Origin of the sequence: Mycobacterium sp. 236(2023) (assembly GCF_029623955.1) — a bacterium.
GTDB lineage: Bacteria > Actinomycetota > Actinomycetes > Mycobacteriales > Mycobacteriaceae > Mycobacterium.
Genome location: NZ_JARSBP010000010.1, coordinates 33272 through 45518 on the forward strand (window position 1 = coordinate 33272; position 12247 = coordinate 45518).

General features: G+C 67.0%; 11 protein-coding genes. 7 read left to right on the top strand and 4 right to left on the bottom strand.

The window, feature by feature from the left end:
• Positions 1-4: 4 nt before the first annotated feature.
• Entirely contained in the window at positions 5-793 is a 789-nt protein-coding gene (locus P9A17_RS29405; protein WP_278042317.1) for an SDR family oxidoreductase, read from the top strand.
• 38 nt (positions 794-831) lie between these two features.
• Complete coding sequence (locus P9A17_RS29410; protein ID WP_278042318.1) at positions 832-1677, top strand: fumarylacetoacetate hydrolase family protein; 846 nt, start codon at positions 832-834, stop codon at positions 1675-1677.
• On the opposite strand, the gene pheT is transcribed toward P9A17_RS29410, so the two are convergent.
• Together pheT and pheS are read right to left on the bottom strand one after the other, a co-directional pair.
• Positions 1674-4160, bottom strand: coding sequence for a phenylalanine--tRNA ligase subunit beta (pheT, locus tag P9A17_RS29415; RefSeq protein ID WP_278042319.1), 2487 nt, complete (start codon positions 4158-4160; stop codon positions 1674-1676). The genes P9A17_RS29410 and pheT overlap by 4 nt on opposite strands.
• Positions 4160-5203, bottom strand: coding sequence for a phenylalanine--tRNA ligase subunit alpha (pheS, locus tag P9A17_RS29420; RefSeq protein ID WP_278042320.1), 1044 nt, complete (start codon positions 5201-5203; stop codon positions 4160-4162). Before pheS ends, pheT begins: the two co-directional genes overlap by 1 nt.
• Before the next feature lie 74 nt (positions 5204-5277).
• On the opposite strand from pheS, the gene P9A17_RS29425 reads away from it, so the two are divergent.
• Both P9A17_RS29425 and P9A17_RS29430 read left to right on the top strand, forming a co-directional pair.
• On the top strand, positions 5278-6858 hold the full coding sequence (locus P9A17_RS29425; RefSeq protein WP_278042480.1) for an FMN-binding glutamate synthase family protein: 1581 nt from the start codon (positions 5278-5280) through the stop codon (positions 6856-6858).
• A 108-nt stretch (positions 6859-6966) separates the two neighbouring features.
• Complete coding sequence (locus P9A17_RS29430) at positions 6967-7269, top strand: hypothetical protein (protein WP_278042321.1); 303 nt, start codon at positions 6967-6969, stop codon at positions 7267-7269.
• On the opposite strand, the gene P9A17_RS29435 is transcribed toward P9A17_RS29430, so the two are convergent.
• Complete coding sequence (locus tag P9A17_RS29435) at positions 7256-8044, bottom strand: rhomboid-like protein (protein ID WP_278042322.1); 789 nt, start codon at positions 8042-8044, stop codon at positions 7256-7258. The genes P9A17_RS29430 and P9A17_RS29435 overlap by 14 nt on opposite strands.
• A 32-nt stretch (positions 8045-8076) precedes the next feature.
• Positions 8077-8946 carry an adenylate/guanylate cyclase domain-containing protein gene (locus P9A17_RS29440; protein WP_278042323.1) on the bottom strand — a complete coding sequence of 290 codons (870 nt, stop codon included), beginning with the start codon at positions 8944-8946 and terminating at the stop codon, positions 8077-8079.
• Positions 8947-9104: 158 nt separating this feature from the next.
• Here P9A17_RS29440 and P9A17_RS29445 point away from each other — a divergent pair, with 158 nt between their 5' ends.
• Genes P9A17_RS29445 through P9A17_RS29455 form a run of 3 tightly spaced genes read left to right on the top strand, consistent with a single transcriptional unit; the run spans position 9105 to position 12184 of the window.
• Positions 9105-10136: an oxygenase MpaB family protein gene (locus P9A17_RS29445; RefSeq protein ID WP_278042481.1), complete on the top strand. Its 1032-nt coding sequence runs from the start codon at positions 9105-9107 to the stop codon at positions 10134-10136.
• A 4-nt stretch (positions 10137-10140) separates the two neighbouring features.
• Complete coding sequence (locus tag P9A17_RS29450) at positions 10141-11373, top strand: acyl-CoA dehydrogenase family protein (protein ID WP_278042324.1); 1233 nt, start codon at positions 10141-10143, stop codon at positions 11371-11373.
• A gap of 28 nt (positions 11374-11401) precedes the next feature.
• Positions 11402-12184, top strand: a complete 783-nt coding sequence (locus P9A17_RS29455; protein WP_278042325.1) for an SDR family oxidoreductase — start codon at positions 11402-11404, stop codon at positions 12182-12184.
• Positions 12185-12247: the final 63 nt, after the last annotated feature.

Genomic DNA, 12247 nt, shown 5'->3' on the forward strand with positions numbered 1-12247 from the left:
TTTCATGGATCTCGGTATCACGGGCCGCACCGCACTGGTGCTCGGAGCCAGCGGCGGCCTCGGCGGGGCGATCGCCGTGCGGCTCGCCCAGGAAGGCGCCAACGTCGCGGTCGCGGGCCGCTCCGAAGAGGGGCTGGCGTCCACTGCCGCCCGAATCGAACAGGCGGGCGCCAAAGCGCTGCCCTTGGTGTGGGATCTGGCCGACCTCGAGCGCATCGACACAGCGGTCGCAGAAGTGGAGTCGGCGTTCGGATCGATCGACATCCTGGTCAACAACACCGGCGGGCCGCCGCCGACCCCGGTGTCCGGGCAGGACATCGCCACCTGGCAGACCAGTTTCCAGGCGATGATCCTGTCGGTGATCGCGCTGACCGACCGGGTCGTTCCGGGGATGCGGGAGCGGGGCTGGGGCAGGGTCCTGACGTCGACGTCGTCGGGGGCGCTGACCCCCATCCCGAACCTGGGCCTGTCGAACACACTGCGGGCCAGCCTGCACGCCTGGTCGAAGACCCTCGCCGACGAGGTCGGCCGCGACGGGGTGACCAGCAACGTCATCGTTCCCGGTCGCATCGCCACCGACCGCACCCGCTTCCTCGACGAAAAGCGGGCCGCACGAGAGCAAACCAGCGTCGAAGACGTCGCCAAGGCCAGTGCCGCCACGATGGCGCTCGGCCGATACGGCACCCCCGACGAGTACGCCGACGCCGCCGCATTCCTGTGCAGTGACCGTGCCTCCTACATCACCGGCGTCGTGCTGCGCGTCGACGGTGGCTTGATCCGCTCCATCGTCTGACCGTTCTTACTCGAAACCCTTATTCTCAAGGAGATTCCGTGCGTATCCGCACCGTACTGCTCGACAACCATCCCATCGCCTGCGTCGCGCTGGCCGACGGTCGCCTCGCCCGCGTCGACAAGGTGCTGCCCGGCGCACCCGCGGACCTGATGGCGCTGCTGGAGGCCGGAGCCCTCGATGACCTCGCGGCGGCAGTCGCCGGCGGTGTTGCCGACGACGCCTGCGTACCCGCTGATTCACCGGTGCTCGCGCCATGGACACATCCACGCAAGATCTTCGGGATCGGGCTCAATTACGGTGCGCACGCAGGAGATCTCGGCGAGCAGGCGCCCCGCACGACGCCGGCGTCCTTCATCAAAGGTGACCACACCATCGTCGGTCCCGGGGAGCCGATCGTGGTTCCGCCGGGTATCGGCAAGGTCACTTCGGAGGCCGAGCTCGGTCTGGTGATCGGGAAGCTGTGCTACCAGGTCGGCGTCGAGGAGGCGATGTCGTATGTCGCCGGGGTGGTCCCGATCCTCGATCAGACCGCCGAGGCGATCCTGCTGGAGAATCCGCGCTACCTCACCCGGGTCAAGAACTATCCCAGCTTCTTCGCATTCGGCCCCGACCTCATCACCCTCGACGAGGCCCTTGCCTACGGCCCCCTCGAGAACCTGCGCGTCGCAACGATTCACAACGGCGCCGTGCACCGCGAGGACACCGTGTCCGGCATGACGTTCTCCCCTGCCGAACTGCTGAGCTTCCACAGCCAGGTGATGCCGTTCTATCCCGGCGACATCCTGTCGACGGGAACGCCCGGCGCGGTCGGGATCGAGCCGGGCGACGTCGTTCGGTGCGAGCTGGGCAGCGGATTCGCGGAGTTGACCAACCCGGTTGCCTAGCGGCGCTGCACGGCACCCACTCGCTCTTCGGCCAGCGCCACTGCGGCATCGCGGGCGGCGCTGGCCTCTTCCTCGGTGAGGGTGCGGTCGGGCGCCCGGAAACGCAGTGCGAGGGCCAGTGACTTGCGCCCCTCGCCGATCTGCGGGCCGGTGTACACGTCGAAGATCCGGACGTCCTCGAGCAGCTCGCCCGCTCCCGCCCGGACCGCGTCGACGACGCTCTGGGCGGACACCTCGTCGGCGACGATGAGCGCCACGTCCTGGAACACCGCGGGGAACGGCGAAACACCGGGTGCAGGAAGAGTTTCGGTGAGAGGCACCGCATCCAGATCGATCTCGACGGCGCAGGTCCCCTTGGGGAGCCCGGACCGTTCGACGACTGCGGGATGCAATTGACCGGCATGTCCGACGACGACCTCACCGATCAGTACCTCTGCGCATCGCCCGGGATGCCACGGCAGGTGCTGGGCGGCACGCAGCGTGAACTCCACCCCGGAGGCACGGCCGATGACCCGCACCGCCTCGAACGCGTCCGCCGCTTCGACCGGTCGGCCGGCGCCCCAGGGGCCCGCGGGTTCCCGGAGACCGGCCAGGACCACGCCGACGTGCTGGGGCTGTCGCGGTAACGAGGCATCCAGTGTGGCGACCTCGTCGTCGGTGGGTCTGCGGTCGTTCGGGATGCGCTCGATCGCCCGCGTCTCGGCAGTCGGCTCGACCACCTGAGCGATCGCGAACAGTGAGGCATCGACTGCGCCGCGGGACACGTTGCGGCTCAGCGCTTCCAGGAGGCCAGGCAGCAGCGTGGTCGCCAGGCTGGGCCGGTCCGCTTCGAGGGGGTTGAGGACCTTCGTGGTGTTGCGGCGTGCGTCGTCGGCGTCTAGACCCCACTGGTCGAATATGCCGGCGGGCAGGAACGGTGTCGGCAGGATCTCGACGAAACCGTTGAGGGCCAGCGACTTCCCGACCGCGCGACGGCGCTTTTGGACCGGCGTCAGGCCGCGGCCGGCGGGTGCGGTCGGCAGCACCGAGGGGATGACGTCCAGACCCTCCAGCCGCATCACCTCCTCGACAAGATCGGCGGGCTGCCAGATGTCCGGCCGCCAACTCGGCGGCGTCGCGATGACGTGATCGCCGTCGACGACGACCTGGGCGCCGATCTGCCGCAGCCGCTTCTCGACGGCACCCTCGGGGTACTCGACGCCTGCGGTGCGGGCCGGCAGGTCGACCGTCATGGTGACCGGCTCGTGGGACCAGTCGTCGCGCGGCGGGTCGCCACGCCAGTCCGTGAGGGTGGGTTCGACCGTGCCGCCGGCGATTTCGGCCAGCAGCGCGGCGCAGCGGTCCAGCGCCGCGACGGACACGGCGGGGTCGACGGTGCGCTCGTAGCGCCTCCCGGCTTCGCTGTAGAGGCGTAGCCGCCGCTGCGTGCGCGACACGGCTGCGGGATCCCAGACGGCCGCCTCGAGCAGGACGTCGGTGGTGGTTTCGCGGACCTCGGTGGTGCCTGCCCCCATCACGCCGCCGATCGCGGCGGTGGCCACGTCGTCGACGATCAGGACGTCCGCGGGGTCGAGCTTGCGTGTGACGTCGTCGAGCGTCACGACCGTCTCCCCCGGTTCGGCCAGCCGGACCCGGAAGCCTCCGGTGATCAGGCTGCGGTCGTGGGCGTGCATCGGGTGGCCGAGCTCGAGCATCACGTAGTTGGTGACGTCGACGGCCGGCGAGATCGCCCGGATACCGGACAGCAGCAGCCGCCGCTGAATCCACCATGGCGACAGTGCTTTCGGGTCGATCCCGGTGACGGGGCGCAGACCGAACCGTTGGACACCGGTGCCCGCGTCGATCGTGACCGGCAGTGCGTCGCCCTCGACGGGCAGCGGCGGCACGTCCGCCGGGTCGACATATTCCAGATCGAAGGCGTTGGCGATCTCCCGGGCCATGCCCCGAATCGACAGGCAGTAGCCGCGATCCGGCGTGACCGCCAGGTCGAACACCACGTCGTCCAGGCCGAGTACCTCGGCGGCCGGGGTGCCGGGTTCGGCGGTGCCCGGCGGCAGCACCAGGATGCCGGAATGGTCGGAGCCCAGGTTCAGTTCCGAGACCGAGCAGATCATCCCGTCGGATGTGCGTCCGTAGGTCTTTCGAGTGGCGATGTGGAAGTCACCGGGCAGCACCGTACCGGGCAGCGCCACGACGACGAGGTCGCCGACCGCGAAATTGGTTGCACCGCAGACGATGTCGCGAAGCTCAGGCTCGCCGACGTCGACCTTGACCGCCCTGATGGGCTTCTTGAACTCGGTGAGCTCTTCGATCTCGGCGACCCGCCCGATCGTCAGCGGGCCGGTCACAGGGCCGACGGGGATGACCTCTTCGACCTCGTGGCCGATGCGGATGAACGCGCGCTCCAACTCCTCGGCGGGCACGTCCCAGCCCGGTGCGCCGGCCTGCACGATCTCGCGGAGCCAGCTGTACGGAAGGCGCATCAGGCTCCCACCCCGAACGGCAACGAGAACCGGACGTCACCCTCGACCATGTCGCGCATGTCCGGAATTCCGTTGCGGAACTGCAAGGTTCGTTCCAGCCCCATACCGAACGCGAAGCCCGAGTAGACCTCGGGGTCGATGCCGCAGGCGCGAAGGACATTCGGGTTGACCATGCCGCAGCCGCCCCATTCGACCCAGCCGGGTCCGCCCTTCTTGTTGGGGAACCAGATGTCGACCTCCGCCGAGGGTTCGGTGAACGGGAAGAAGTGCGGCCGGAACCGCGTCCGGCCCTCGGGGCCGAACTCGGAGCGCGCGAACGCGTCGAGAGTGCCGCGCAGATTGGCCATCGTCAGGCCCTTGTCCACGGCAAGACCCTCCACCTGATGGAACACCGGGGTGTGGGTCGCATCGAGTTCGTCGGTGCGGAACGTCCGTCCGATGGAGATGATGTAGACGGGCAGCTCACGTTCGAGAAGCGCGCGGATCTGCACCGGCGAGGTGTGGGTGCGCAGCACCTGCCTGGACCCGTCTGGAGCGACGTGGAAGGTGTCCTGCTCGCTGCGCGCCGGATGGTCGGGGGGAAAGTTCAGCGCGTCGAAGTTGAACTGTTCCGTTTCGACCTCTGGGCCTTCGGCGAGCTCCCACCCCATCGCGATGAAGGTGTCGGCGACCCGCTCGGACAGGATGGTGATCGGGTGCCGGGCGCCGACGGGCTGCCGGGTCGACGGGAGCGTGACGTCGATGCGTTCGGCGACCAGCACGGCTGCGTCACGTTCAGCGCGCAGTGTGACGAGACGCTCGTCGTAGGCGGACTGAACCTCGGTGCGCGCCACATTGACCCGCTTGCCTGCATCGGCACGCTCCGTTTTCGGCAGCGTCGCCAGGGCTTGGCGCGCCAGCGCGACCGGGGCGCGGTCACCGAGGTGTTCCGTCTTGGTCTTCGCGAGCTCGTCGAGGCTGGTCGCTTGATCGAACGCACGCCTAGCAGCGCCGACCGCGTCGGTCAGCGACTCCTCAGAGAGATCTACTGCCTGCTCAGCCACCCGGCGATCATAGGTGATCGCTTGTGCCCACTTCACATCCGTTTCCCCTGGACGCGCGATACCCTCACGCCGTGCTGATCCGGCCCCTGATCGTCGGCGGAGTGTGGGTGCTCGGCGCGGCGGCCGCGGCGCTGGCAATCGGGAGGCACCCCGGCTGGATCCTCGCGGCGGTCGTCCTGCTCGCCCTGGCCGGGATCGGCACCTGGGACCTCATCCAGAAGCGGCACACAATCTTGCGGGTGTATCCGATTCTCGGCCACATCCGGTTCCTGATGGAGCTGATCCGCCCCGAGATTCGCCAGTACTTCATCGAGTCGAACACCGAGGCCGCACCGTTCGACCGTGAGACCCGCGACATGGTCTACGAGCGCGCCAAGGGCACCAAAGGCGACGAGCCGTTCGGCACCGAACGCGACGTGACAGCCCTCGGCTATGAGTTCCTCCGCCATTCCCTGCGAGCCCGATTCGCCGACGATCTGAACCCGCGGGTGCGGCTCGGCGGGCCGGACTGCACGCAGCCCTACGACATCGCGCTGCTCAACGTCTCGGCCATGAGCTTCGGGGCGTTGTCCGCGAACGCGATCGAGGCGCTCAACGCCGGAGCGGCCCGCGGTGACTTCGCCCACGACACCGGAGAAGGCGGGATCAGCCCGTATCACCTGCGAGGTGGCGGGGATCTCATCTGGGAAATCGGCTCCGGATACTTCGGCTGCCGCGATGCCGAAGGCCGGTTCGACCCGGTGAAGTTCGCGGAGAAGGCGACGCTTCCGGCGGTCAAGGCGATTTCAGTCAAGTTGTCTCAGGGCGCTAAGCCCGGACTCGGCGGAGTACTGCCCGGCGCGAAGGTCAGCCCCGAGATCGCGGCGACGCGCGGTGTCCCGGTCGGACGCACCGTCGTGTCGCCGCCCGCCCATAGTGCCTTCGGCACGCCGATCGAGTTCGCCGAGTTCATCGCGATGCTGCGCAGACTGTCCGGCGGAAAGCCGGTCGGATTCAAGTTGTGCGTCGGAGCGCGCACCGAGTTCCTGTCCATCTGCAAAGGATTTCTGGAGACGGGAATCACGGCCGACTTCGTCATCGTCGACGGCGGCGAGGGCGGAACGGGCGCGGCGCCACAGGAATTCGAGGACCACGTCGGAATGCCCCTGACCGAGGGGCTGATGCTCGTGCACAACGCGCTCGTGGGTACCGGGCTGCGCGACCGGATCAAGATCGGCGCGTCCGGCAAGGTCGCCAGCGGCGTCGACATCGTCAGCCGTATCTGTCAGGGCGCGGACTTCACGATGTCGGCACGCGCCATGATGTTCGCCGTCGGATGTATCCAGGCGCTCAAATGCAACACCAACACCTGCCCGACCGGTGTCGCGACGCAGGATCCGGCGCGCGCCGGGGCACTCGACGTGACCGACAAGACCGCACGGGTCTTCAACTTCCAGCGCGCGACCGTGGCCAGCGCCGCCCAGATCGTCGCGTCGATGGGGTTGTCCGGTTTCGGTGAGCTGTCCCCCGCGATGCTCAACCGCCGTATCGAGGGTCAACGCACCCGCACGTACGCCGAGGTCTACGACTGGCTGATGCCCGGGGAGCTTCTCGAAGATCCGCAAGAAGCGTGGAGGTCGGACTGGATCGAGGCGTCCGCTCACGCGTTCCGCTGACGCGTTGCTGCCACTGGGTCGTTCAATTTCTGCCAGCGGAATTATCGGCTTGAACTGCGGGTTCATCCCAACAGATCACCAAGATCGACAAGAGGGAAGTGTAGGACCATGAAGAGTTTCACCATCGCCACCGCCGCAGCCGCCACCATCTCCGCCGCGTTCCTGGGTTTGGCCGCCCCCGCGCTGGCCGCCCCGACCGGCACCGGTGATGCCCAGGCCACCATCAGCGCACTCGAAGCCGACGGCAACCGTGTCATCGTCAAGAAGCTCTCCGACGTCGCCCTGGCCGATGCGAACGTCGTCGGCGTCAACCGCGGCGCCCCCATCCGCGGCACCGTGCAGGACGACTTCGCCGACAAGACCTACCAACAAACCGTCACCGGCTACGTCTACTACGTCAACGTCCAGTAACCCGAAACCGAAAGGGCGCCTCCCAGAAGGAGGCGCCCTTTTCTTCGTCCCCGAATGTCCGCAGCCGCGCGAAGCTGTGGACCGCGAGTGCGCCGAGTGCACCCCACGCGGCACCGAAAACCATCGTCACGATGCTGTCGGTCAGGACGAGATAGCCGAACGCGGCGCCGAACGTCAGCAACACGACCGTCGGGACACTCCATCGCCGAGCGGTCCCGAAGCGGAGCGACACGAGCAGTCCGAGCGTGAGCGCCAGAATGTGGCCGACGTCGGTGAAGTCGGGCCCTTCCGCGGCGACGACCATCGCCACACCGAACCACCATCCGGCCCAGGCGAACCGCCAGCGCACCGGCAGCGCGCCGGTGAGCGCTCCCAGCGCGGACATCGCGACGTAGCTCATCCCGACGTCGGGTTCGTGCGCGACGGAACGGGCTGTCCAACCGAGTTTCACCGCGGCAGCCAGACCTGCCGCGACGATCAACGACGCGCCGACATGACCGGTGACAGCTGCGATCAGCAGCCGGTAACCGCCCCACGCGAGTTCGGCGACGGCGAGGAGGCAGACCAGGCCGGGGAGCCACAGGTAGATCGGCCCCGCGTCGACGACGAACGCACTGCCGACGAGCGTCCCGAACCGGCCGTGACCGAGGTTGTGCAGGTTCGTACTGGAGTGGCGGATCAGCGCTGCCTGCGCACCCGGGGCCAGGTGCATCATCACGGCGGTGACGGCGGCGACGAGGATGGCGTAGCAGAGAGTCACACGCACTCGCGTCACACGGGCGAACCAACCAGACGACACCGTGTCCACTATCCGCCGGCTACGGCCTCGCCCTCGTCCTCGTCACCTGACAGTTGCCTGCGAGTTCTCAGGCGGAACATCCCGAAGTCGGCGGGCACGCCGTCCTGTTTGGCCGCGAAGACTTGTCGGCGAAGCTTTTTCGCGGTCACTCCCAGCGTCTCGAACTCCTCGTCGGAAATTCGCTGCAGCGTGGCCTCCGACACGACCAATTCGCCGCGGGTCGCACGTTCCATCACGCGCGCGGCGAGGTTGACGTCGATGCCGAGCCAGTCCGAACCGATGCGCTGCGGTCGGCCGGTGTGGATTCCCACCCGCATCCGTGGCGTATACCCGTCCAGATCAAGCGATTTCACGGCTTCCCGCGCCGAGATGGACGCCCGCACCGCTGTCGTGGGGTCGGAGAAGACGGCCATCAGCCCGTCTCCCATCCTCTTGACGATGTGGCCGCCGGATTCCAGCAGAGGCGGTTCCACGACTTGCGAGACGCGGCGGAGCAACCGCAACGTGGCGTCGTCGCCTGCTTTCAGCGACCACGCCGAGAAGCCGACCAGATCGGTGAAGACCAGCGTCACCTCGGCGTTGGCCGGCTTACCGGACACTCGTTCTGTCAGAGCCTGCCAAACCTGAAGTGCCCCAAGGCTGACCTCGCGGGTGGCGGCTTCACGCTCCAGCAGCCGGTCGGCAGCACGTGCCGCGGCGCGTGGACCGCCTACTCCGCTGACGGACAGTGGATCGCCGAATTCGGGATCGCCGGGCAGCGCGCGTCGCGCGCGCCGGAGGAACGCGATGACGCCGTCGTTGTGATTGACGTCCTTGAGCCAGCCCACGGGACCTGCAGACCGGCCGCCTTCTCGTTCACCCGGCGGGTCATCGTCCACGCCGTCAGCCTAATCGAGCGTGAAGTCGGCAATAAACCGGCAGGTCACAGCTCAATGGCACCGCGATGGAGTCTGCGTAACACTGGCCCGCCACGGCGCCCAATTCGTAGACAACAAACGTTGTCAACGCTTATCTTTGGTGGGTGCGATCAACGTCGATGGCAGGCCCCGATTCCCCCACAGAAGACGGGGCGCAGTTCCCCCTCGGCCCGGATTCCCTGACATGGAAGTACTTCGGTGACGTGCGGACCGGAATGCTCGGCGTCTGGATCGGTGCGATCCAGAACATGTATCCCCAACTCGGCGCCGGCGTCGAGGACCATTCGATCCTGCTGCGGGAACCGCTCCAACGGGTCGCCCGGTCGGTCTACCCCATCATGGGTGTCGTCTACGACGGGGATCGCGCGGCACAGACAGGCGCGCAGATCCGCAGCTACCACAAGACGATCAAGGGAGTCGACGCCGACGGTCGGCGCTATCACGCGCTCAACCCCGAGACGTTCTACTGGGCGCACGCCACGTTCTTCATGTTGATCATCAAGACCGCCGAGTACTTCTGCGGCGGCCTCACCGAGGCCGAGAAGGAGCAACTGTTCGACGAACACGTCCAGTGGTACCGGATGTACGGGATGAGCATGAAGCCGGTGCCGGGCTCATGGGCCGACTTCCAGGAGTACTGGGACCGCAAGTGCCGCGACGAGCTGGAGATCAATCGCGCCACGGTCGACATCTTCACGATCCGTATCCCGAAACCGTGGTTCGTCCTGATGCCGACCCCGGTGTGGGACCAGCTCTTCAAGCCGATGGTGGGTGCCCAACGTTGGATCGCGGCAGGGCTTTTCGATCCCGTGGTTCGCGAGCGTGCCGGGATGCGGTGGACCCCGGGCGACGAGGTCGTGCTCCGACTGTTCGGCAAGTTGGTGGAATTGGCGTTCGTCGCGGTGCCCGACGAAATCCGGCTCCACCCTCGGGCGGTGGCCGCCTACCGTCGCGCCGAGGGCAAGGATCCCGACGATGCCCCACTGGTCGAGGCGCCCGCCTTCATGGCGCCGCCGCGGGACCGGCGCACCATGCCGATGCACTATCTACCGCCACACAAGTCGCTGCTCGATCGCGTCGGATCCCTGGTGCACACGACGTTCTCTTTGGCGGGGGTGCGTCCGGCGCGCGGACGCAATAAGGCAGCCTGAACACATGCTTGATTGGTCAGATGTTGATATTGCCGTGCGCGACGCCGTCCGCGAGTTCATCGACAAGGAGATCCGCCCGCACGTCGACGCGCTCGAATCCGGCGAGATGGAGCCGTACCCGATCGTCCGGAAGTTGTTCACGACATTCGGCATCTCCGACATGGCGCGGGATTCGCTCGACAAGCGCCTCGCCAGATTGCGCGACGGCGAGACCTCGAAATCGTCCAGCGGTGGCGGAATGTTCGGCGGATCGGGCGGCATGGGTTTCGTCGTCATCAGCGAGCTGTGCCGGGTGTCGATGGGTGTCGTCACCGGGATGGGCGTCAGCCTCGGGCTGACCGTGCCGACGATCCAGGGGCGCGGCACGCTGGCCCAGCAGGAACGCTGGCTGCCCGACCTCGTCACCTACGACAAGATCGGCGCGTGGGCGATCACCGAACCCGATTCCGGCTCCGACGCGTTCGGCGGCATGAAGTCCTATGTGGTCCGTGATGGCGAGGACTACATCCTCAACGGCCAGAAGACTTTCATCACCAACGGTCCCGACGCCGACGTCGTGGTGGTCTACGCGAAGCTGGACGAAGGGAACCCGGATATCGACAAACGGGATCGCAAGGTCCTGACGTTCGTCCTCGACCGCGGCATGGAGGGATTCGTTCAGTCAAAGCCGTTCCGCAAGATGGGGATCCACTCATCGCGCACGGGCGAGCTGTTCTTCAACGACGTCCGCCTCGGCAAGGATCGGCTACTCGGTGAGACCGAGGACAACAGCGCCGGCGATGGACGCGAGAGCGCACGCTCCAACTTCTCGGCCGAACGGATCGGCGTCGCCGCGATGGCGCTCGGGGTCGTCGAGGAATGCCTGCGGCTGTGCGTCGATTACGCGAAGTCGCGGACGCTGTGGGGCAAGGAGATCGGCCAGTTCCAGTTGATCCAGCTGAAGCTCGCCACGATGGAAGTCGCGCGAATGAATGTGCGCAACATGCTGTTCCGCGTCATCGAGGCGGCCGAGACGGGCACACAGATCTCGCTGGCGGAAGCCTCGGCGATCAAGTGGTACTGCTCTCAGGCTGCGACCGATGTCGCGATGGAGGCCGTGCAGGTGTTCGGCGGCAACGGGTACATGACCGAGTACCGCGTCGAGCAGCTGGCCCGCGATGCGAAGTCGCTGATGATTTACGCGGGAAGCAACGAAGTGCAGATCACGCACGTGGCCAGGGGTCTGTTGAGCGGCTAGCCTGGGTGGCGCCGACGAAGGAGCCTCCGTGGAATTCATCAACGTCACCGCTTTGGTCACCGGCGCCAGTGGAGGGATCGGCGAGGAGTTCGCTGTTCAACTCGCCCGCCGCGGGGCGAACCTGATCCTCGTCGCACGCCGCGCCGAGAAGCTGGCCGCCCTCAAGGAGACCCTCACCGCGCGACACCCCGGCATCGTCGTCGACGTGCTCACCGCCGACCTCGCTGTTCCCGGCTCGGGTGCGCAGTTGGAAGCCCACGTTCGCGAGTTGGGCCGCTCGGTGGACGTGCTGATCAACAACGCCGGTGTCGGACTGCACGGCAGATTCGTCACGCAAGCGCCCGAACCCAACGCCGCTCAGATCCAATTGAATTGCGGCACTTTGGTCGATCTCACCGCACGGTTCCTCCCCGCGATGGTCGAACGGCGGCACGGCGTCGTCCTTAACGTGGCGTCGACGGCAGCGTTTCAGCCCACGCCCGGCATGGCGGTGTACGGGGCCACCAAGGCGTTCGTTCTCTCCTATACCGAAGCGCTGTGGCAGGAGTGCCGCGGCACCGGGGTGACGGTTCTCGCGCTCTGCCCTGGGGCGACTGAGACCGAATTCTTCGATCGCACCGGCGAAGAATTCCTCACCGACGGCAGACAGACCTCCGCACAGGTCGTCGACGTCGCGTTCGCCGCACTCGACAAATCGTCGCCGACCGTTATCTCGGGTTTCCGGAACAAGCTCCTGGCGTCGGGATATCGCGTCTCGCCACGCAAGGTGCTGCTCGCGGTTTCAGAACGCATGCTCAAGGCGAGCCACTGAAAGGCAACTTTCTGGTTGCATTTGAGCGCGTTCCGTGATGCAGTATCAGGCAACAGAAAGGTT